At 68.9% G+C, this 21,647-nt stretch carries 21 protein-coding genes; 15 read left to right on the top strand and 6 right to left on the bottom strand.

What is annotated here, in order from left to right; all coding sequences use genetic code 11:
- Window positions 1-37: 37 nt before the first annotated feature.
- Entirely contained in the window at window positions 38-694 is a 657-nt protein-coding gene (locus tag ACFXIV_RS41800) for a histidine phosphatase family protein (RefSeq protein WP_379402326.1), read from the bottom strand.
- A gap of 57 nt (window positions 695-751) precedes the next feature.
- Here ACFXIV_RS41800 and ACFXIV_RS41795 point away from each other — a divergent pair, with 57 nt between their 5' ends.
- Window positions 752-2,017, top strand: coding sequence for an MFS transporter (locus tag ACFXIV_RS41795; protein WP_379402327.1), 1,266 nt, complete (start codon window positions 752-754; stop codon window positions 2,015-2,017).
- A 24-nt stretch (window positions 2,018-2,041) separates the two neighbouring features.
- Here the strand turns inward: ACFXIV_RS41795 and ACFXIV_RS41790 are convergent, their stop codons facing one another.
- On the bottom strand, window positions 2,042-3,346 hold the full coding sequence (locus ACFXIV_RS41790; RefSeq protein ID WP_379402328.1) for a sensor histidine kinase: 1,305 nt from the start codon (window positions 3,344-3,346) through the stop codon (window positions 2,042-2,044).
- The gene (locus tag ACFXIV_RS41785; RefSeq protein WP_379402329.1) at window positions 3,343-4,011 is read right to left on the bottom strand and encodes a response regulator transcription factor; all 669 of its coding nucleotides are present in this window, start codon (window positions 4,009-4,011) and stop codon (window positions 3,343-3,345) included. Before ACFXIV_RS41785 ends, ACFXIV_RS41790 begins: the two co-directional genes overlap by 4 nt.
- 146 nt (window positions 4,012-4,157) lie before the next feature.
- Here ACFXIV_RS41785 and mgtE point away from each other — a divergent pair, with 146 nt between their 5' ends.
- Window positions 4,158-4,952: a magnesium transporter gene (gene mgtE, locus ACFXIV_RS41780; RefSeq protein WP_379402435.1), complete on the top strand. Its 795-nt coding sequence runs from the start codon at window positions 4,158-4,160 to the stop codon at window positions 4,950-4,952.
- A 288-nt stretch (window positions 4,953-5,240) separates the two neighbouring features.
- Window positions 5,241-6,203 carry a class 1b ribonucleoside-diphosphate reductase subunit beta gene (gene nrdF, locus ACFXIV_RS41775; RefSeq protein WP_354835114.1) on the top strand — a complete coding sequence of 321 codons (963 nt, stop codon included), beginning with the start codon at window positions 5,241-5,243 and terminating at the stop codon, window positions 6,201-6,203.
- Between the two features lie 305 nt (window positions 6,204-6,508).
- On the opposite strand, the gene ACFXIV_RS41770 is transcribed toward nrdF, so the two are convergent.
- Window positions 6,509-7,633: an ABC transporter substrate-binding protein gene (locus tag ACFXIV_RS41770; protein ID WP_379402330.1), complete on the bottom strand. Its 1,125-nt coding sequence runs from the start codon at window positions 7,631-7,633 to the stop codon at window positions 6,509-6,511.
- A 200-nt stretch (window positions 7,634-7,833) separates the two neighbouring features.
- On the opposite strand from ACFXIV_RS41770, the gene ctaD reads away from it, so the two are divergent.
- From ctaD to ACFXIV_RS41710, 12 genes are all read left to right on the top strand, one after another.
- Window positions 7,834-9,570, top strand: a complete 1,737-nt coding sequence (gene ctaD, locus ACFXIV_RS41765; protein WP_354835118.1) for a cytochrome c oxidase subunit I — start codon at window positions 7,834-7,836, stop codon at window positions 9,568-9,570.
- Between the two features lie 173 nt (window positions 9,571-9,743).
- Window positions 9,744-10,553, top strand: a complete 810-nt coding sequence (locus ACFXIV_RS41760) for a CBS domain-containing protein (protein WP_379402331.1) — start codon at window positions 9,744-9,746, stop codon at window positions 10,551-10,553.
- A 46-nt stretch (window positions 10,554-10,599) separates the two neighbouring features.
- On the top strand, window positions 10,600-11,559 hold the full coding sequence (locus ACFXIV_RS41755; protein WP_379402332.1) for an NAD(P)H-dependent flavin oxidoreductase: 960 nt from the start codon (window positions 10,600-10,602) through the stop codon (window positions 11,557-11,559).
- A 180-nt stretch (window positions 11,560-11,739) separates the two neighbouring features.
- Complete coding sequence (gene serB / locus ACFXIV_RS41750; RefSeq protein ID WP_354835124.1) at window positions 11,740-12,969, top strand: phosphoserine phosphatase SerB; 1,230 nt, start codon at window positions 11,740-11,742, stop codon at window positions 12,967-12,969.
- Between the two features lie 139 nt (window positions 12,970-13,108).
- Window positions 13,109-13,519, top strand: a complete 411-nt coding sequence (locus ACFXIV_RS41745) for a protease inhibitor I42 family protein (protein WP_379402333.1) — start codon at window positions 13,109-13,111, stop codon at window positions 13,517-13,519.
- Window positions 13,520-13,544: 25 nt separating this feature from the next.
- Window positions 13,545-14,288: a peptidyl-tRNA hydrolase gene (locus tag ACFXIV_RS41740; protein WP_379402334.1), complete on the top strand. Its 744-nt coding sequence runs from the start codon at window positions 13,545-13,547 to the stop codon at window positions 14,286-14,288.
- Window positions 14,289-14,658: 370 nt separating this feature from the next.
- Window positions 14,659-15,492, top strand: a complete 834-nt coding sequence (locus ACFXIV_RS41735) for an ABC transporter ATP-binding protein (protein ID WP_354835130.1) — start codon at window positions 14,659-14,661, stop codon at window positions 15,490-15,492.
- Between the two features lie 107 nt (window positions 15,493-15,599).
- Complete coding sequence (locus ACFXIV_RS41730; protein ID WP_379402335.1) at window positions 15,600-16,046, top strand: hypothetical protein; 447 nt, start codon at window positions 15,600-15,602, stop codon at window positions 16,044-16,046.
- A 70-nt stretch (window positions 16,047-16,116) separates the two neighbouring features.
- Window positions 16,117-16,971 (top strand): NUDIX hydrolase, encoded by an 855-nt coding sequence (locus ACFXIV_RS41725; protein ID WP_379402336.1) that lies wholly within the window; start codon window positions 16,117-16,119, stop codon window positions 16,969-16,971.
- A gap of 55 nt (window positions 16,972-17,026) precedes the next feature.
- Window positions 17,027-17,794 carry an enoyl-CoA hydratase-related protein gene (locus tag ACFXIV_RS41720; protein WP_379402337.1) on the top strand — a complete coding sequence of 256 codons (768 nt, stop codon included), beginning with the start codon at window positions 17,027-17,029 and terminating at the stop codon, window positions 17,792-17,794.
- A gap of 47 nt (window positions 17,795-17,841) precedes the next feature.
- Window positions 17,842-18,819, top strand: a complete 978-nt coding sequence (locus ACFXIV_RS41715; protein WP_356997469.1) for a class I SAM-dependent methyltransferase — start codon at window positions 17,842-17,844, stop codon at window positions 18,817-18,819.
- 18 nt (window positions 18,820-18,837) lie between these two features.
- Window positions 18,838-20,127: a class I SAM-dependent methyltransferase gene (locus tag ACFXIV_RS41710; RefSeq protein ID WP_379402338.1), complete on the top strand. Its 1,290-nt coding sequence runs from the start codon at window positions 18,838-18,840 to the stop codon at window positions 20,125-20,127.
- Window positions 20,128-20,160: 33 nt separating this feature from the next.
- On the opposite strand, the gene ACFXIV_RS41705 is transcribed toward ACFXIV_RS41710, so the two are convergent.
- Together ACFXIV_RS41705 and ACFXIV_RS41700 are read right to left on the bottom strand one after the other, a co-directional pair.
- Entirely contained in the window at window positions 20,161-20,559 is a 399-nt protein-coding gene (locus tag ACFXIV_RS41705; protein ID WP_379402339.1) for a PPOX class F420-dependent oxidoreductase, read from the bottom strand.
- A gap of 11 nt (window positions 20,560-20,570) precedes the next feature.
- Complete coding sequence (locus tag ACFXIV_RS41700) at window positions 20,571-21,596, bottom strand: SMP-30/gluconolactonase/LRE family protein (protein ID WP_379402340.1); 1,026 nt, start codon at window positions 21,594-21,596, stop codon at window positions 20,571-20,573.
- Window positions 21,597-21,647: the final 51 nt, after the last annotated feature.

Below are 21,647 nucleotides of genomic sequence, written 5' to 3'. Positions count from 1 at the left end.
ATCCTGTCAGCCCGGGTGGACATGCCCGGGGCGGTGATCAGCCCAGGTGGCTCGTGTCGTTGTATGCGGTGAGCCGCATCCCGGAATCGCCTCGCTCCCAACGGGTTATGGAAGCATTGCGGACCTGGGCGCTGGTCTGGGCGCTGATCTCGGCCTCGTCCAGATCCCCGAAGATGTAGCGGGTCAGAACGATTGCGATGTCATGGGTGAAAACCAGGACATGGCCGTGCATTTCGCGGAGCACGGCCCGCAGCCGCAGCGCGACGTCGGGCCAGGATTCGCCGCCCGGCGGGCGATGGTAGAAGCCGCCCGAGCGCTGCATCGCCCGGAATTCGTCCGGGTAGCGGCGCTGAATGCCGATCCTGGTGAGCCCGAACAGCACCCCGGGCTCCCGGTCCCGGATCCGCTCGTCGAAGTGCACGGGCGGCGTCGACAGGAAAACGAGCGCGATGCGGGCGGTCTCGCGGGTGCGCAGGTACGGCGAGCAGAGCACCAGGTCGAAGCCCGGATCGAACCCGGCCAGCCTTCTCCCGGCCGCCGCCGCCTGCGCCGCGCCCAGCTCGGTCAGCGGCACGTCGGCATCCCGTGTGCCCGTGATGAATTCCTCCGACCCGGTGTACGGCGCCGCGTTGACGGTGCTCTGGCCGTGCCGCACCATGGTCAGTGATTCCAGTCCCGCTCCCGTCGCGTCCACCCATATATCGTGCGCGTAACCATGGCCGTCCGCCCGGCGAAATGTTAAGTGTGGGCAATGACCACATTCGGTGACGCCCGCGATGCCCGGACCGGTCCGCCGGTGCGACTGGACGAACTGCCGCTGGGTCCCGTGCACTACAGGCTGGTCGCCCTGGTCGGCATGGGCCTGTTCTTCGACCTCTACGAGCTGTTCCTGGCCGGCACCATCACCGGCGTGCTGCGGCAGCAGCTGCACCTGTCCACCTACCAGCTCAGCGGCATCCTGGCCTCGGCCTTCGCGGGCCAGTTCCTGGGCGCGCTGGTGATCGGGCGGCTCTCGGACGTGTTCGGCCGCCGGCGCATGTTCATGGTGAACATCGGCCTGTACGCGGGGTTCACGCTGCTGGGCGCGTTCAGCCCGAACGTGTGGTTCCTGATGGCCACCCGGGCGCTGGCCGGTCTCGGCATCGGCGCGGAGATGACGGTCTCCGACACCTACCTGTCGGAGACCATGCCCGCCCGGGTGCGCGGGCGGATGATCGCCATCGCCTACACCCTCGGCTTCTGCGCGGTCCCCGCCGTCGGCTTCCTGGCCCGCTGGCTGGTGCCGCTGCGGCCCCTCGGGATCGAGGGCTGGCGCTGGCTGTTCGTGCTCGGCGGCCTCGGCGCGGCGCTGGTGTTCGTGGCGCGGCGGCGCATGCCGGAGTCGCCGTACTGGGAGGCGGGCCGGACCCGGCAGCGCGTGTCCTTCACCGAGATCCTGCGCCGGCCCTTCCGGGGCCGCACCACCTTGTTCTCCGCGGTGATGATCCTGCAGGTCTTCGGCTACTACGGGTTCGGCACCCTCGCCGTCCTGGTATTGCAGCACAAGGGATTCACGGTGGTGAACTCCCTCGGATACCTGGCCATCACCTATCTCGGCTACCCGCTGGGCTCGCTGCTGGCCATTCCGCTGATGGAGCGCGTGGAACGGAAATACCTGGTGATGGGCAGCGCCGCCCTGATGGCGGTGTTCGGCCTGGTCTTCGGTTTCGCCACCGCCGTGCCGCTGATCCTGGTGTCGGGCGGGTTGTTCACGCTGGCCAGCAATGTGTTCTCCGATGCCATCCACACCTATCTGCCGGAGTCCTTCCCGACCAGCGTGCGCGGCACCGCGTCGGGCACCACCTATTCACTGTCCAAACTGAGCACGGCCGTGCAGCCGTTCCTGCTGCTGCCGCTGCTGGACCGCCGCGGGCCGGGCGCGGTGTTCCCCGTCATCACCGTGGCCCTGGTGATCATGGTCGTGCTCATCGGCCTCTGGGGTCCGATCAGCGGCCGCAAACCGCTCGACGCCGTGTGAACCCCGGCCGCGCACCGGGTATCGCTACCGGTGCGCGGCGACCGGACTGCCCACCGTGATGTCGGCGGGCGGCAGCCACAGCGTGGCGATGGTGCCGCCGCCGACCGCGGGCTCGATGGAGGCATTGCCGCCGTGCGCCTGCGCCACCCAGGCGACCAGGGCCAGCCCGATGCCATTGCGCCCGCTGCGCCCGGCCGCGCCACGATTGAACGGGCTGGCCGACATGACCGGATCGACGCCCGGGCCGTGGTCGCGAATGCTGACCCGCCCCTCCGCCACGTGCACCTCGACCGGCGCGGCCCGGTTCACCGCGCCGTGGGTCAGCCCGTTCTCCAGCATGTTCCGGATCGCCAGGCTCAGCAGCTGCGGATCGCCCACCACCACGCTCGGATGCGCGGTCACCACGATGCGCTCGTCGGCGGCCTCCTCGGCCACCGCCTCGGCCAGCTGGTCCAGCCGGAGCAGGGTGCGCTCGGGTTCGGCGATGCCGGACTGCATGCGGGCGCGGGCCAGCAGCCCGGTCACCAGGCGCGCCATCCGATCCGCGAGCCGGCGCGCCTCGGCCAGCGTCTGCTGCACCTCCTCGGGCTTGGGCCGGGATTCGGTGAGCAGCTTCAATGTGGTGAGCGGCGTACGCAATTCGTGCGCGGCGTCGCCGAGGAACTGCTCGTGCTCGTCCAGCATGCGCAACGCCTGCCGCTGACTGCGCCCCGACAGCAGGAAGGTGGCCGCCGCCGACAGCAGGACCAGCAGGCCACCGCCGGCGATCAACTCCCACACCAGGATTCGATGCGCCCCGGCGTCGGCCATGGACTCGGTCCCGGCCAGGATGACCACGATGCTGTCCCAGTCGTTCCAGAACACCGGGGCGCCCGCCACCGTCACCGAGCGGCCGGTGATGTCGGTGCCCGCGAACCGGCTGCCCTGATAGAGCAGGCCGTCGGCGTGATCCTCGGTTTGCGTTGCGAGCGTGGAGATCTGGGTGTCGTCGGGCATGAGCGAACGCTGGTAGGTGTGCGCCTGCTTCCACGGCTCGCCCGGTTTGCGCACTGTCACCACGACCGCCGTCGCCCCCTTGGCCAGCTCGTCGTCGATGACGGTGGACAGGTCCAGCACCTGCTTGTCGTCGTGCTGAATGGCCCGGGCCAGCCCGCCCGCCACCTGCTCGGCCTGATCCTGCGCCCGGGTCTGGCGCGCGTGCGCGTCGATGGAGGCGGCCACGAAGCCGAACACCAGCACGGCCGTCGCGGTGATCACGGTGACCAGCGCGGTCATGATCCAGCGGGCACGTTTCAGCCGGGCCACGGCGGGAGAGCGGTGCGCGCTCACGAGATCCCGCCGCCGATGAGGAATCCCGTACCCCGCACGGTCTCGATCACGCTCGGTTCCCCGAGCTTGCGGCGCAGCTTCGCCACCACCGCGTCCACCACATTCGAAGCGGGCTCGGCCATTTCGTCCCAGCAGCACTCGATGAGATCGGTGCGGGTCACCACGCTGCCGCGCCGGGTCGCCATGAGCTCGAGCACCGCGAACTCCTTGGGGGTGAGCATCAGCATGATGCCGGCGCGGGTGACTCGGCGGCGCATCAGGTCGATATCGATGTCCGCCACCGCGATTCGCGACGCGGTGGGCTGTTCGCGGCGGCGGCACAGCGCCCGCACCCGCATCACCAGCTCCGGCAGCGCGAAGGGTTTGGTCAGGTAGTCGTCGGCGCCGTGCTCGAAACCGGCCAGCCGATCGTCGAGCCCGTCGCGGCCGGTGAGCATGAGCGCGGGCACCGTGTGCCCGGCGCTGCGCGCCCGGGCGACCAGGTCCAGGCCGTCGCCGTCGGGCAGGCCGCGATCCACCACCAGGCAGTCGTAGCGATTGATGGCGATCTTGAAATCCGCGTCGGCGATGCTCTGGGCGAGGTCCACCGCGAACCCGGCCGAGCGCAACCCATCGGTCACCTCACGGCAGAGCTGGTGGTCGTCCTCTAGCACCAAAACACGCACAGAGGCAGAGAGTAGGGCATCCCGGACGCCTGCCCAACGGCTGCGGCGACCGGATCGGCGAAAAATGATCGGAAAATGATCCGACGGCAAACCGCCGCGCTACCACCGGCTTCCGACCCTCTCACGGAACGGCCCGCCAGGTCGAGCTGCGCGATCTGGTGCTCGGCTCACCGGAGGCCATGATCGCGGATCTGGTTGTGGCCGAACCGGTCTCGGTGCGCGCCACCGACTCGGCGGAGCGGGCGGCCCGGCTCATGCAGGGCGCCAACCTGATCAACCTGCCGGTGGTGGACAGCGAGGACCGCCTGGTGGGCCTGCTCACCATCGACGACGCCGTCGAGGTCATCGAGGCCGCCGATTCCGAGGACATGGCCCGCCAGGCCGGCACCACCCCGTGGTCCGGGCACTACATGGCCGCGGGCGTGTTCCAGCTGGCCCGCTACCGCGCCCTGTGGCTGATGCTGCTGCTGGTCGCCGCGACCCTGACCGTCAGCGTCACCAACTTCTTCGAGCCGACCCTCGAACAGGCCGCGCACCTGGCGCTGTTCATCCCCCTGCTCATCGGATCCGGCGGCAATGCGGGCGCCCAGGCCGCGACCACCTGCGTGCGCGCGCTCGCGGTCGGCGAGGTCCGGGCCTCGGACCTGTTCGCCGTGATCTGGCGGGAATGCCGGGTCGGGTTGCTGCTGGGCTGCATGCTGGCCGCGGTCGGCATGGTGATCGGCACGCTGTTCGTGGGCGTGAAGATCGCCGTGGTGGTGGGCATCGCGCTGGTGATCATCTGCGCCTGGGCGGCGACCATCGGCGGAACCATGCCGCTGCTGGCGAAGAAACTGCGCATCGACCCGGCCGTCATCTCCGCGCCCATGGTGACCACGCTGGTGGACGCGACCGGGCTGGTCATCTATTTCACGACTGCGAAAATGGTGCTGGGGATCTGACACCGTGGTGCTGGGGATCTGACATGGCGGTGCTGGGCATTTGATCGGCAAACCTGGGGCGGGTACGGACACGCCGACCCCGGGTCGCTGTGACGGATTGCACCGCTGTAATTTTCTGCAGTCGGTGGCGTGCTTGCCCATCCCCGTTTCGCATTCTCGCAGGACAGTGTGAGGACACGTGAAGACACAACTTCTTGTGCTGCATGGGGATGTCACCTACCAGTAGTAGTGTTCAGGGTAAGGGAATTCCGCAGGGTCCGGTGAGCTGAGAAGGGTGTGTGAGCGGGCGTGAAACTGATCGATCGGGTGACGGCGATCAACTGGAACCGCGTGCAGGACGAGAAGGATGCCGAGGTCTGGGATCGGCTCACCGGCAACTTCTGGTTGCCGGAAAAGGTCCCGGTCTCCAATGACATCCCGTCCTGGAACACGTTGACCGCCAATGAGAAGCAACTCACCATGCGGGTCTTCACCGGCCTCACCCTGCTCGACACCATCCAGGGCACGGTCGGCGCGGTCAGCCTCATCCCGGATGCGCTGACCCCGCACGAGGAGGCGGTGCTCACCAATATCGCCTTCATGGAGTCGGTGCACGCCAAGAGCTACAGCTCGATCTTCTCCACGCTGTGCTCGACCCGCGAGATCGACGAGGCCTTCCGCTGGTCCGAGGAGAACCGGAACCTGCAGCGTAAGGCCGAGATCGTGCTGGAGTACTACAACGGCGAGGACCCGCTCAAGCGCAAGGTCGCCTCCACCCTGCTGGAGTCGTTCCTCTTCTACTCCGGCTTCTACCTGCCCATGCACTGGTCCTCGCGGGCCAAGCTCACCAACACCGCCGACATGATCCGCCTGATCATTCGCGACGAGGCCGTGCACGGCTACTACATCGGCTACAAGTACCAGAAGGGCCTCGAACTGGTCTCCGAGGCCGAGCGCGAGGAGCTCAAGGCCTACACCTTCGAGCTGCTGTTCGAGCTGTACGAGAACGAGGTCGAGTACACCCAGGACCTCTACGACGAGGTCGGCCTCACCGAGGACGTCAAGAAGTTCCTGCGCTACAACGCCAACAAGGCCCTGATGAACCTCGGCTACGAGGGCCTGTTCCCCAAGGACGAGTGCGACGTCAACCCGGCCATCCTCTCGGCCCTCTCGCCCAACGCCGACGAGAACCACGACTTCTTCTCCGGCTCCGGCTCCAGCTACGTCATCGGCAAGGCCGTCAACACCGAAGACGAAGACTGGGAGTTCTGACAAGTCGCGGCGCTCGACCCGATGCCGCGGGGAAGTCGCCACCCGGCCGAGCGCCGACCGCGAAGTTCACCAGCGAGACCGTGAACTTTTCGTGATCACGGGTGTTCCCACGGACAGACATGGCAAACGGCCCCGAGCAAAGCTTCGCTCGGGGCCGTTTGCTGACCGCAGCAACTGATTTCGCAACATTCGGGGTAACTCGTCGGGTACGACCAGAATCGGTTTGCTCCCCGACCGCCGACACGCGTGCCCAACGGTCGACGGCTCTCGGCCGCGCGCTGAAGGTCCGGAGAGGCGGGGGGAGCTCAGTCCGTGACGTATCCGTTGAGGTTGTTGCGGACGTCGTCGAGCAGGGCCCGGGCGGCGGTGATCCCGCTGCCGTGCCAGATGGTGTCGTCGACGGCGAACTCGCGGCGGTCGCTCACGGCGGCGAGCTGTTTCCAGTTGTCGCCCTTCATGATCGACTTGCCGTAGTCGAGGCCGTCCTTGCCGTCGAACATCAGGAAGATGAGGTCGCCCTCGATCCGGTTGCGGGCGTCCTGGCTGCTCAGGCTGGTCACGTCGAAGGAGTCCCCACGCTGCGGCTGCGGCCGCTGCACGCCCGCGTCGCCCAGTACCTGCGCGGCGAAGCTGTTGCCGCCCTGCACCTGAATGACATTGGGCTCGAAGCGGATCACCGACGCCTGGGTGAGGGCGGCATTGGCGGCGACGCCCGCGTCCTTGGCGGCCGTGCGGTAGTCGTCGAGCGCCTTGACCCCGGCGGTCTGGCGGTCCATGGCCTCCGCGAAACCGGTGAAGGTGGCCTGCCAGCCGTTCTCCGCACCGACCAGCACCGTCGGGGCGATGCCCTTCAGTGCGTCGTAGTGCGAGCTGTCGGAGGCCGGGCCGATGATCAGGTCCGGCTTCAGCTCCGCGATCTTCGCCGGATCCGGGTTGCCCACCAGGCCGACCGAGGGAATATCGACGACGCCGGTGCCCAGATAACCGGGCTGCGGCGCGGGACCGGCGAGCGTGGTCGCGCCGACCACGCGCTCCCACAGCCCCAGCGCGCAGGTGGCGTCCAGGGCGGACGTGGAGAGCACCACGATGCGCTTGGGATCGGCCGGCACCTCCGAGGTGCCCGCGGCATGGGCGACGGTCTTGGTGCCCGCGGCCGAGTCCGGGCTGGACGGCAGCGGGCACGCCTTGGAAGTGTCGCGCTCGATCCCGACCACGCCCGCACCCGCGATATTCGTGGTGGTGCGCACGATCGAGGCGGAGTTGTCATCGGTCTTGCCGCATCCCGCGACCAGACCCACCGTCAGCAGCGTGGCCGCCGAGACCAATCCCACACTGCGCAAATGCCGCAAAGATCGCCAATGGGGAGCGACCAGGGGGGAGAAGGTGGGGGCGAACGTGTTTCGGGTGGAAGCGGACTCGCGCACCGGCATGCGGGGCAGCCTACAGCCGTGCCCGGCGACTCCCAATTACGACACCGGCGCCGCTGAAATACGACACAGAGTAGGACCCGGAGCGAGCGCTGTGGGAACACGGTTTACGATCTGTCACAGCGCAAGCCACCGTCGTTCGTCATGTGCCGAACCGGACGCCGGAAGCAGCGTACGAACGATGGCATACCTGTGGAGGTTTCGTGACTGCCGTAGAACCGCGGCCGGCCAGCCTTGTGGAGGCGGCTCGGCCCTATCCTCAAAGGACGGGTCCGAAGGGATCGTTCATCTACAAGATGGTCACCACGACGGACCCGAAGGTTCTCGGCGTCATGTACCTGGTGACGGCCATGTCCTTCTTCATGGTCGGCGGCATCATGGCGCTGCTCATGCGGGCCGAGCTGGCCCGCCCGGGCATGCAGTTCCTGTCGCCGGAGCAGTTCAACCAGCTGTTCACCATGCACGGCACGATCATGCTGCTCTTCTACGCGACCGCGATCGTGTTCGGCTTCGCCAACATCATCCTGCCGCTGCAGATCGGCGCCCCTGACGTCGCCTTCCCGCGTCTGAACGCGTTCAGCTACTGGCTGTACCTGTTCGGCGGCACCATGGCGACCGCCGGCTTCATCACCCCCGGTGGCGCGGCCGACTTCGGCTGGACCGCCTACGCCCCGCTGTCGGACATCGTCCACTCCCCGGGCGTCGGCGGCGACCTGTGGATCCTGGGTCTGGCCGTCTCCGGTCTGGGCACCATCCTCGGTGGCGTCAACATGCTCACCACCGTGGTCTGCCTGCGCTGCCCGGGTATGACCATGTTCCGGATGCCGATCTTCACCTGGAACATCGCCGTCACCTCGGTGCTGGTGCTGCTGGCCTTCCCGCTGCTCACCGCGGCGCTGTTCGGCCTGGCCTACGACCGCCACCTGGGCGGCCACATCTACGACCCGGCCAACGGCGGCGTGCTGCTCTACCAGCACCTGTTCTGGTACTTCGGCCACCCCGAGGTGTACATCATCGCGCTGCCGTTCTTCGGCATCGTGTCGGAGATCTTCCCGGTCTTCAGCCGTAAGCCGATCTTCGGTTACACCACGCTGGTCTACGCGACGCTGGGTATCGCGGCGCTGTCCATCGCGGTGTGGGCGCACCACATGTACGCCACCGGTGCCGTGCTGCTGCCGTACTTCTCGTTCATGACCTTCCTCATCGCGGTCCCGACCGGTGTGAAGTTCTTCAACTGGATCGGCACCATGTGGCGCGGTCAGCTCACCTTCGAGACCCCGATGCTCTGGTCGGTCGGCTTCCTGGTGACCTTCCTCTTCGGTGGTCTGTCGGGTGTCATCCTGGCCTCGCCGCCGCTGGACTTCCACGTGTCCGACACCTACTTCGTGGTGGCGCACTTCCACTACGTGCTCTTCGGCACCATCGTGTTCGCCACCTTCGCGGGCATCTACTTCTGGTTCCCGAAGATGACCGGCCGCATGATGGACGAGCGCCTGGGCAAGTGGCACTTCTGGGCCACCTTCGTCGGCTTCCACACCACGTTCCTGGTGCAGCACTGGCTGGGCAACATGGGTATGCCGCGTCGCTACGCCGACTACCTGCCCTCGGACGGCTTCACCACCCTGAACACCATCTCCACGATCGGTGCCTTCATCCTGGGTTCGTCGATGCTGCCGTTCATCTGGAACGTCTTCAAGTCCTACCGCTACGGCGAGGTCGTGACCGTGGACGACCCGTGGGGCTACGGCAACTCCCTCGAATGGGCGACCTCCTGCCCGCCGCCGCGGCACAACTTCTACGAGCTGCCGCGCATCCGCTCCGAGCGTCCCGCGTTCGAGCTGCACTACCCGCACATGGTCGAGCGCATGCGCGCCGAGGCCCATGTCGGCTGGGGCTCCAAGTCCCACACCGTCAAGGAGCTGGAGAAGGTTTCAAGCTAGTCTCGACACCTGAACACCAACGCGGCACCCGTCTGATGACGGGTGCCGCGTTGTTTTCGGGGAGGCGGAGGGGAGTGCCGACCCGACCGCGGGCGTCCCGCACTCGTATATATCTCCCGCTCGTAAGGCCGCCCGGTTTTCGCCAGACGCACGCACTGTGCAACAGTTGTCAAGTGCATGATTCAGTGGCTCAGCGGCGGCCGGGAACCAGCGCGACCGCGCGCCGCGACATCGGGCATCTGGCCGACTTCACCGCGACCCCGCGAATGCTGTTCATCGCGGCCCTCGGGGTGCTCGGCGGCGTGATGCGCTCACCCATCACGGGGGTGGTGTTCGCCGTCGAGCTGACCCACCGCTTCGACGCGCTGCTGCCGCTCATCATCGGCGCGTGCACGGCGTACGCGTTCTCGGTGCTGGTGCTCGAGCGGTCGGTGCTGACCGAGAAGATCGCCCGCCGCGGCTTCCACCTGTCCCGCGAATACGACGTCGACCCGCTGGAGATCCTGTTCGTCGGCGAGGTCATGCAGCGCGATGTGCGGGCCTTCGTCGGCGACGTCACCGCCGGGGCCGCGCTGACCGCCATCTCCGGTCACGATCCCGCCGAGCTGGTGGGCCGGCGGCAGATGCTCTACCCGGTCCTGGACGTCGGCGGCCGCCTGCTCGGCGTCGTCACCCGCACCGCCCTCGAAACCGTCGTGCACGATGGCGAATCCCGCCTGACCCTCGGCCGGCTGTGCATCCCCGCCACGGTCACCCACCCCGACGAGACCCTGCGCGCGGCCGCAATGACCATGGCCGCCAACGACATCGACCGCCTCCCGGTTGTGGACCGCAACAATCCGGACATCGTGCTCGGCATGGTCAGCCTCACGATGTTGCTCGCCGGGCGGGCCCGTGACCACCACGAAGAACATGCCGCCCAGCGCATTCTGCGCCTGCCGACGATCCGGCCCTCCCGCGTCGAGGTCGGCGCGACGGCCTAGCGCCTGTTCGATGTGTTGCTATTGGCTTATGGAGGATCCGGGAGCGATGTCGGAAACGGGACTGTCCACCGAGTGGTCGCGTGCGCTGGGGCTGCGGCTGCCGGTGGTGAACGCGCCGATGGGCGGGGTTGCCGGTGGCAGGCTGGCGGCCGCGGTCGCGGCGGCGGGTGGCCTGGGCATGATCGGGATGGGGAGTGCGGGGTCGGTGGAGGCCCTCGAGCGGGAACTGCCGTACGTCGCCGACGCTGCCGGTCCCGTCGGGATCGGTCTGGTGGATTGGGTGATGGCCGCCCGTCCCGGGCTGTTCGAGCTCGCCCTCGCGGCCGCACCCGCGCTGCTGTCGGTGAGCTTCGGGTCCGACCTGTCGTGGGCCGACCGGGCTCGCGCCGCCGGAATCCGCACGGCGACACAGGTTTACACCGTCGACGATGCCCGGCGCGCGCGCGATGCCGGTATCGATGTCCTGGTGGCACGCGGTCTGGAGGGTGGTGGGCACGGCGCTCCCGAGCTGGCGACGCTGCCGCTGCTGGAGGCCGTGCTCGACGCGGTGCCGGGTCCGGTGCTGGCCGCCGGTGGAATCGGGTCGGCGCGCGGGGTCGCCGCGATGCTGGCCGCCGGAGCCTCGGGAGTGTGGCTGGGGACCGCCCTGGCCGCCTGTGCCGAATCGCTGCTCTCGCCGGGCGGCCGGCGGGCCCTGCTCGCGGCCGAGGACACCGACACCATCGTGACCCGGACTTTCGACGTCGGCATGGAACTGCCCTGGCCACAGCGCTTTCCGGCCCGGGTGCTGCGCAACGACTTCACCGCGCGCTGGCACGACCACCTCGGCGAGCTGGCCGGTGACACCGCCGCGCGGTCCGCGCTGACCACCGCCGATGCCGCCGACGACCCCCGTATCGCCCCGGTCGACGCGGGCCAGGGCGTCGGCCTGGTCACCGCGGTGCGCCCGGTCGCCGATGTGCTGACCGAAATGTGTTCGGGCGCCGCGCGCCTGCTCGGTCGCTGACGCACCGACTCTCGGTCGGCGGTCGCCCGGACCTCCGGTGGCCCGGTCGCTGACCTCGGGCGGCGTGATGCCCGCCACCGTCGGCGGCGGTCGGCGCGGTCCCGTTCGCGCCGACCTGACAGAATGAGCTGCCGCCGCATGCCGGGCGGGACAGGCAGTCGCATGGAACGGAGTTATCGATTGAGCGCGTCTGACACGACGGTTCTGGTCACGGTCACCGGACCCGACAAGCCGGGCGTCACATCGGTACTTCTGGCCGCCCTGGCCAATAGCGCGGTCAGTCTGCTGGATGTGGAGCAGGTCGTGATTCGCGGCCGGCTCACCCTGGGCGTGCTGGTGTCGTGTCCCACCGATCCCGAAGCGCTGCAGGATCAGCTCGAGGACGCCATGGCCTCCATCGGCATGGATGTCGATGTGGAGATCGGGGCGAGCGCCGTCTCGGGCGCGAAGCTGTCCACCCACGCGGTCGTGGTGCTGGGTTCGCCGGTCACCGCCCGCGCCTTCAGCGCCATCGCGCGCAAGCTGGCCGCGCAGCGGGTGAACATCGACTCCATTCGCGGCATCGCCGACTATCCGGTCACCGGCCTGGAACTCATGGTCACCGTCCCCACCGCCGATGCGGACGCCGAGACCGAGCTGCGCACCGCGCTGGCCACGGTCGCCGCCAAGGAGAGCGTGGACGTCGCCGTCGAGAAGGCGGGCCTGGCGCGACGGGCCAAGCGGCTCATCGTGTTCGACGTGGACTCCACCCTGATCCAGGGCGAGGTCATCGAGATGCTGGCCGCGCACGCCGGTGTCGAGGAGGAGGTCCGCAAGGTCACCGAGGCGGCCATGCGCGGCGAGATCGACTTCTCCGAATCCCTGCGTCAGCGGGTGGCGACCCTGGCCGGGCTGGACGCCTCGGTCATCGACGAGGTCGCCGAGCGGATCGAGCTCACCCCCGGCGCCCGCACCACCATTCGCACCCTGCGCCGCCTGGGTTTCCGCTGCGGTGTGGTGTCCGGCGGTTTCCGTCAGGTCATCGAGCCGCTGGCGCACGAACTGGAACTGGACTTCGTACAGGCCAACACCCTCGAGATCCGCGACGGCAAGCTGACCGGCGCGGTGGTCGGGGAGATCGTGGACCGGGAGGCGAAAGCCGTTGCGCTGCGCCGATTCGCGGCCGAGACCGGGGTGGCCATGGATCAGACCGTCGCGGTCGGCGACGGCGCCAATGACATCGACATGCTCAATGCCGCCGGGCTGGGCATCGCGTTCAATGCCAAGCCCGCGCTCCGCGAGGTCGCCGACGCGGCGCTGTCGCATCCGTTCCTGGACGCGGTGCTGTTCATCCTGGGCGTCACCCGCGACGAGGTCGAGGCGGCCGATGCCCGCGACGGTGGCATCCGCCGGGTGCCGCTGCCTCGCTGAGGCGTGAGGGACCTGCCTCGCTGAGGCGTGTGGGTCCTGCCTCGCTGAGGCCGGCAACGCGTCCAATTCGGTTGCGGCACTCGCAGCTCCGCTCTCGGTACCGTGGTCGGGGAGTCCGGCCACGATCGAAGGAGAGTCCGTGCGTGTGCGTATGCCGCTGGCAGTGCTGATGGCCGCGCTGGCGCTGGCCGGCTGCGGCAATTCGACCTCGTCCGAGCACGAGCCGGTGCGGGTCGGCGCCGACTCCGACGGCAAGGATGTGAGTCTCGCGGTCGGTCAGGGACTGATCGTCACCCTCGAGGCCAACCCGACCACCGGATACGCCTGGATGCTGGGCGGTCTGGACCAGAACGTGGTGAGGCAGAACGGCTCGCCGGAATACGAGCAGGACCCGAATCCGGACGGCAAGGCCGGGGTCGGCGGCAAATCGGTGTCGAATTTCGTGGCGGTCGCGGCGGGTTCCACCCGATTGAGCCTGGAATACAAGCGAGCCTGGGAACAGGGGGTGGAGCCGGCCAAGAGCTTCACCCTGAACCTGACGGTTCATTAGCCCGAACAGTTGTGTAGGAGTGGTTGTGTCGAGCGTCGGATCCACCATCGATGCCGGTTTCGTGGCCAGGCACGCGGAATTGGCGCGGGGGTATGGTGGCGGAGGCGATCCGGCGGACCCGGCGCTCGTGCAGGCCATGCAGATGGTGCTGCACATTCCGAAGAACGATCCACCGGCGCGCAGCGCACTGCTGGCAGCCGCCGCCTCGGCGGTGGTGGCGCTGTGCCTCGACGAGCGGGTCGGGCCCGATGGGGAGTGGGAGGAGCGCTATCTGACCTGGAAACGCTCGCGTATTCGCAAGGTGGCGCGGCGGGCGCGCGGGGCACAGTGGCTGGCGGCGCAGGAAGTCGACGGTGTCACAGTCGATTTCGCGGGTGCGCAGGCGCGGGCGCTGGTGCCGGGACCGGTCGGCGAGGTGGATCCGCGCATCCGGCGCCTCCAGATCAGCGGCACCGAGCTGCAGGTCGAGGAGGAGATCGCAATCGACCCGGAATCTCCGGTGCTATGGGTGAACGCGGAACTGGGTATGACTGTAGGGAAGGCTGCGGCACAGGTAGGGCATGCCAGTATGTTGCTGGCAGGCGCTCTGCCGGTGCAGCGGGCGTATGCGTGGGCCGCACAGGGATTCCGGTGCACCGTCGCGGAGGCCGATCCGGGCCGCTGGGCGGAGTTGCAGCGGCGGGTGGCCGAGGGCAGCGCGGTGGCGGTGCGCGATGCCGGTTTCACCGAGGTGGCACCGGGGTCGACGACCGTGATCGCGGTGGCGTAGTGCGGATGTCGCACTAGCGAAACCGGATGGTCGGCGCACTGACCTATATGGCCAGTGCATATCGACTTCCCCGGTCGGGTCGGCAAGGATCGATTCACGTTTCCTCGAAAGGAAACCACCGAAATGACAACACTGCTGGTTGTTCTCATCGTGTGGGCGGCGCTCTCGGTCCCGGCGGCACTCATTCTGGCGCGCATGTTCCGGTCCACGCGGGCGGATGCGCGGGACCGCGGGTTGGCGGGCCCGGAGCGCGAACCATCGGAATTCGATGGTGGCGCACACGAAATCGCTTATCGCCATCGCAATTCCGGAGAGGACACGCACCGAGTTTTCCCACCACGTTGACGAGCATCCAGGGCGGTGGGCCAAGATGGACCCCGTGCCGCAACCGGATCCCGATCTGCTCATCGATTTCAGCGACGTCACCGTCCGACGTTCCGGACATACCCTGGTCGGTCCGGTCACCTGGCAGGTGGAATTGGACGAGCGCTGGGTCGTGCTCGGCCCCAACGGCGCCGGCAAGACCTCGCTGCTGCGCATGGCCGCCGCCGAGATGCACCCCACCTCCGGGGTCGCCAACCTGCTCGGCGAGACCCTGGGCCGGGTCGACATCAACGAGCTACGCCCGCGCATCGGCCTGTCCTCGGCCGCCATCGCCAGCCGGGTGCCGCTCGACGAGAAGGTCGCCGACCTGGTGGTCTCGGCCGGCTACGCGGTGATGGGCCGCTGGCGGGAGAGCTACGACGACATGGACACCGACCGGGCCGTCGACATTCTGGAAAGCCTGGGCGCGGAACACCTTTCCGATCGCGCCTACGGGACGCTGTCGGAGGGGGAGCGCAAGCGGGTGCTCATCGCCCGGGCGCTCATGACCGATCCGGAACTGCTGCTGCTCGACGAACCGGCCGCCGGACTGGATCTGGGCGGGCGTGAGGAGCTGGTCGAGCGGCTCGGCGATCTGGCCGCCGATCCGGACGCGCCCGCCACCGTGCTGGTCACCCACCACGTGGAGGAGATTCCGCCGGGCTTCACCCACGGCATGCTCCTCAATGAGGGCAGTGTGGTCGCGCAGGGTCTGCTCACCGATGTGCTGACCTCCGAGAACCTGAGTGACGCGTTCCGCCAGTCGATTCAGCTGGACCGTATCGAGGGGCGCTATTTCGCGCGCCGCAGCCAGCGCTTCGGGCGGCACCGCAACCGCTGAAAGCTGCCTCCCGCAACCTGTCTCGCGAACCGCGGCGCGCTGCGATTGCATCCACCGCTACCGCCGGGCAAACTGTCCGCAACTGCCGCGGATGGAGGGAGCTGGCTGTGGGCCGGAGCATCGGCGCCATCACGATTCTGGCCATCGCGGTGGTCGCCACCGGCTGTGTGGCCGATCCACCGGCCGCCCAGCGGGTTTCGAATTCGCACGCCGCGGAAACCCTGGGCCGGGCCACGGTCCCGTCGGATCTGAACGGTAGGACCGTGCAGCTCAGCTATGACAGCGGTTCGGGCGGCACCATTGTCTTCTCGGCGGACGGGCGCACCCTGACCTACATCGCCGCCGACACCGGACGCCGGTCGAGCACGCCGGTCGCGGTCGCGTCCATTGCGGCCGGCATCTTCCTGGTTACCTGGGCCGACGACTCCGGCGCGTTGGTCAGCCAGGTGCAGGACTATCGGACCGGCAAGGTGGAGGGCACCTGGACCCGGCGCGATGACGCCGGTCGGGCCGTCATCGAAACCCGCACCGGATCAGTCCGTGTGACCGACTGACCATCAGTCCATGTGACCGAGTGATCAGCGAACCCGCAGCGCGTGGTATCGCTTAGCCGGGGCAACGGTTATGGTGCGAAAGGTGAGCGAAGCAATGGCCCAGTCCGAATCCCAGCCCGCGGCCGCGCCCGTCAAGGACGCGTCCACGGTCATGCTGGTGCGCGACGGTGCGCACGGGCCCGAGGTGTTCCTGCAGCGTCGAGTGGGTGGAATGGCCTTCGCGGCCGGCATGACCGTCTTCCCCGGCGGCGGCGTCGACCCCTCCGACGCGTCCATCGCACTGGACTGGGCCGGACCCGAACCCGCCTGGTGGGCCGAGCGATTCGGCATCGACGCCGGCCGTGCCCAGGCGCTGGTCTGCGCGGCCGTGCGCGAGACCTTCGAGGAGTGCGGGGTGCTGCTGGCGGGACCGACCGCCGACAGCGTCGTCAGCGACACCGCGGTGTACGCCGAAGCGCGCGGGCAGCTGGAACGCCGCGAACTGTCCTTCGCCGAATTCCTCACCCGCGAGAACCTGGTGCTGCGCGCCGACCTGTTGCGCCCGTGGGACAACTGGATCACCCCGGTGATCGAGCCGCGCCGCTACGACACCCGCTTCTTCGTCGCGGTGCTGCCGGAGGGTCAGCTCGCCGACGGCGCCACCTCCGAGGCCGACGTGGTCGCCTGGTGCACCCCCGCCGAGGCCATCGGCCGCTGGCGCGAGGGTGTGGACGTGCTGCTGCCGCCGACCTGGACCCAGCTCGCGGCGCTGAACGAATTCGCCTCCACCGCCGAGATTCTCGCGGCCGGCCGGGACATCACCCCGATCATGCCGGTGTACGACCCGTCGGGCGGCGGTCCGGCGCTGGCGTTCCCGCACGCCGACCGCTACTTCGCCGAGTTGCCCGACAATTCGCGTATCCGCGGTTCGCAGCGACCCGAGTAGTGTCCGCCCGGGCGGGGCGTCCCGGTGCCCGGGGCCCGAAGTAGGGTGATCGGCTGTGGCCGAATTCGTGACCGTGGACCGGGGTGTGGCGGAGCATGTCGCCGTGCTCCGCATCGCACGCCCGCCGATGAATCTGATCGATCTCCAGGTGGCGCTGGAGGTGGCGGCGGCCGCCGAGGAGATCGCGGCCGACGCGTCGATCGCGGCCGTGGTGGTCTACGGCGACGAGAGGGTGTTCTCCGCCGGTGACGAACTGGCCGAACTGGCCCGGCTCACCCCCGAGCAGACGCAGGCCATGGCCGGCGACTTCCAGTCGGCGCTGGGCTGCCTGGCCCGGCTGCCGCAGCCGACCGTGGCCGCCATCAGCGGATACGCCCTCGGCGCGGGGCTGGAGCTGGCCCTGGCCGCGGACCGCCGCATCATCGGCGACAACGTGAAACTGGGTCTGCCGCAGATCAAGGCCGGGCTGATCCCGCTGGCCGGTATCCGCCGGTTGAGCCTGCTGATCGGTCCCTCGCACGCCAAGGATCTGGTGTACAGCGGCCGGTTCGTGGATCCGGAGGAGGCCGCGGCGCTCGGGCTGGTCGACGAGGTGGTCGCGCCCGACGACGTGTTCGCCGCCGCCCTGCGGTGGGCGAAGCAGTTCACCGACGGTCCGCGCGCGGCCCTGGCCGCTGCCAAGCGGGTGTTCGAGGCGGGCACGCACGGCCACGATCGGGCGCGTCGCGAGTGGGCGGATCTGTTCGGCAGCGAAGATCAGCAGGTTGGAACACGTTCCTATTTGGTCGACGGTCCGGATGCGGCCCGGTTCACCGGCCGTTAAGCAGCCCGATAACACCGTTCACCGGGGTATTCATTAGGCTGCCCTGCATGACAGTTGGTCCTGAAGACCCCGCGCCGAACCCGCACGCCACCGAGGCGGAGGTCCAGGCCGCGTATAGCGACAACAAGCTCGCCCAGGTCCTGTATCACGACTGGGAAGCCGAGACCTACGACGACAAGTGGTCCATCTCCTACGACGAACGCTGCATCGAGTACGCGCGGGGCCGCTTCGACGCCGTCGCCCCGAGCGCCGAGCTGCCCTACGACCGGGCCCTCGAACTCGGCTGCGGCACCGGCTTCTTCCTGCTGAACCTGATGCAGGCGGGCGTCGCCAAGCGCGGCTCGGTCACCGATCTGTCTCCGGGCATGGTCAAGGTCGCCACCCGCAACGGCCAGAACCTGGGCCTGGACGTGGACGGCCGGGTCGCCGACGCCGAGACCATCCCCTACGAGGACGACACCTTCGACCTCGTCGTGGGCCACGCCGTGCTGCACCACATCCCGGATGTGGAGCTGGCGCTCAAGGAGTGCCTGCGCGTGCTGAAGCCGGGCGGCCGGTTCGTGTTCGCGGGTGAGCCGACCACCATCGGCAACCTCTACGCCCGCAAGCTGGGCCAGGTCACCTGGAAGATCACCACCGAGATCACCAAGCTGCCGTTCCTCAGCGACTGGCGTCGCCCGCAGGAGGAGCTCGACGAGTCCTCCCGCGCCGCCGCCCTCGAGGCCGTCGTCGACCTGCACACCTTCGACCCGTCCGACCTCGAGCGCATGGCCCGCAGCGCCGGCGCCGTCGAGGTGCAGGCCAAGACCGAGGAATTCGCCGCCGCCCTGTGGGGCTGGCCGGTGCGCACCTTCGAGGCCGCTGTCCCCGACGAGAAGCTGACCTGGCGCTACCGCATGGCCCAGTACAAGGCGTGGCTGGCGTTCTCGGCCCTCGACGAGAAGGTGCTGCGCCACGTGGTGCCCCGCCAGTTCTTCTACAACGCCATGATCACCGGCGTGAAGCCCGGCGCCTCCGCCAAGTAGGCCGGTCCACGAATCCCCGTGGGCTACGCATTCTCTCGCGCTGACATCGCCTACCTCGCCAGTCCGGCCGGCGCGGCCGCCCTGGCCGAGGTAGGCGATTTCGCGCTCACCCCCGCCTCGCTCCTCAAGGACCTGGAGCGCCTCCGCCGCGACCACGGCGACCACGCCCCCGCCCTCGTGGAAACGGTCCGCCTGCGCCGCCGCGCGACAGCCAAACTCGACGGCGCGGGGGAGTGGCTCTTCACCGACGACGCCCTACAGCAGGCCACCCCGTCGGCCGTAGCTCGCCACCGCGCCCAGCGCTTGGCCGGCCGCACGGTCCACGACGTCACCTGCTCCATCGGCGCGGAATTGGCCGCCCTGGCCGAGGTCTGCCCCGCCGTGATCGGCAGCGACCTCGACGACGTACGTCTCGCGATGGCTCGGCACAATCTCGGTGTGCCGCTGGTGAATTCCCGCTCGGACGGCGATGCGATCCACCACGGGGATGCGAGCGTTGCTGGGCAGGGACGTGGCGTCCCGTCGGCGATCGGCAGCGTATCCACTGCGGCGCTCGCCGGGGCGCAGGTGCGAAATGTGGTGCTGGTCAAGGCGGATGCGCTGGCGCCGTGCAGTAGCACTGAGGTCGTGATCGCGGATCCGGCGCGGCGGGCGGATGGGCGGCGGACGCATGATCCGGCGAAGCTGCAGCCGCCGCTGCCGGATCTGCTGGCGGCGTATGCCGGACGAGAGCTGGCCGTGAAGTGTGCTCCGGGACTGGATTTCGACAAGCTCGGGTGGGCGGGGGAGATCGAAGTCGTCTCGCTCGATGGGGCGGTGCGGGAAGCCTGCCTGTGGTCACCGGGTTTGGCGGAGCCGGGTGTGACCCGCCGCGCGACCGTGCTCTCGTCCACTGCCGCGCCCTGGACTCTCACCGATGCCGATCCGGACGATATCCCCGAGCGTGAGCCGGGGGAGTGGATCATCGACCCGGACGGGGCGGTCGTCCGTGCGGGGCTGGTGCGGCACTATGCCGCGAAACACCGGCTGTGGCAGCTGGATCCGCGCATCGCGTACCTGACCGGCGACCGGGTTCCGGAGGGTGTGCGGGGGTTCCGGGTGCTCGATCGGATGGAATTCCGGGAGAAGCCGCTACGGGCCGAGTTGCACCGTCGCGACTGTGGTCCGCTGGAGATCCTCGCGCGTGGTGTCGATATCGACCCGGATGCGCTCCGTGCCCGGCTCAAACCGCGAGGCTCCCAGCCACATACGCTGGTCGTCACCCGGATCGGCCGGGCGGCAACGGTTTTCCTCTGCGCCACGCCCTGACGCGGTGTCTCCGCCCCGGTAGCTCGCGCTGTTTCAGCCCTGATAGCTGACGTGGGTGGGTCGCATGACGAGGACGACGCGGTGCGGATGGTCGCCGACCGGCTTGTCGTAGGCCAGGCCGTACCGCTGCGCCAGGACGTCGAAGAACTCGCCCTCGGGGTCGGCGTCGATGCGCTCGATGACGCCGCGCACCTCGAGGTAGCGGTAGGGAGCCTCGGGATCATTGATGCTCACGGCCACGTGCGGGTCGCGAGACGTATTGCGGTGCTTGGCGCGAGCGGTGGTCGTGGTGAAGCGCAGGAACTCACCGTCCCAGATCTGCCAGACCGGGGTGACCTGTGGGGTGCCGTCCGGGTTGAGGGTGGCCAGGTGCGCGAACAGCGGGCGGGTCAGCAGGTCGGTGTACTTCTCGGGAATGACGGGGTGGGTCACGGTGTGCTCCTTCAGAGTTGGGAGATCTCGACGATGCGGAAGCCGGCGGGGACGCCGTCGCCGTAGGGGCCGTTCTTGTCGAACTGGGAGACCGTGACCAGCGCATGGCCGCCGGTGTGCACGATCGAGGTGGGGATGTCGAGCGCGGGGTCGGTGACGCGGTGCTGCAGTTCGGCTTTCGCGCCGTCGTTCCCGAGCCGCCAGCGGGACACGGCGTTCCCCTTGTTGTGCACCACCCACAGGGTGTCGCCGCGCAGTTCCAGGCCGTCGCCGTCGAGCGCGTCGCCGCCGGTGCGCTCGATCCGTTGCGCGGTCGGTTGCGGTCCGGTCGAGACCCGGTAGAGGTCGCCGTTGGTCATGTCGACCACGATCAGATACCGGCCCCCGTTGTCGGCGGCAATGCCGTTGAGGGTTATGGGATTCCGCGCGGCCGGGTCCTTGGCGGCGCCGAGGTCGAGGTAGACCCGCAGTTCGCCGCCGTGCCCGTCGTGCGCGAGCGCGTCGGCGAGCTGGTCCGGTCCGATGCGGTAGACCACGTTCCGCACGCTGTCGGTGACGTAGACGCTGCCGTCCGGGGTGATGGCCAGATCGTTGACGAACGGCTGCCCGGCGGCCGGGACGTCGAAGCCGGCCAGCAGGGCGCGAGTCCCGGTGTCGTACACCGTGATTCCCGCGGTGTGGTCGATCACCCAGAGCCGCCCGGCGGCATCGACCTGCACGCCGTTGGCGGTGCGGCGTCCGTCCGCGCCCGCGGCCAGGAAGGTCTCGGCCGCGGTCGTGCCCGGCGTGGCCCGGTAGATCGCGCCGGTGAGGAACGAGCTCGCGTACACGTCGCCGGTACGCGGATCGACGGTGATGCTCTCCGGATACGCGCGCTCGGGCAGGTCGTACGCGGTGGTGATGCGGTCGGGCGCCGGGGTGTTGTGGTCGGGTGCGGCGCCCGGCGTCGCCGCGTCGCCGGTGCTGCACGCCGCCGACGCCAGCAGCAGCGCCGCCGTCACCGCGGGCGCGGCCCAGCGGCGAATCGGGTGGGACATGGTTCGTGCCTTTCGATCCCGGTGGATAGAGATGACATCTGAGTGTGAGAG

It is taken from the genome of Nocardia sp. NPDC059236 (genome assembly GCF_042754085.1).
Taxonomy (GTDB): Bacteria; Actinomycetota; Actinomycetes; order Mycobacteriales; family Mycobacteriaceae; genus Nocardia.
Note: the sequence above shows the minus strand (reverse complement) of the source record. Positions and strands in the feature narration are given on the sequence as shown.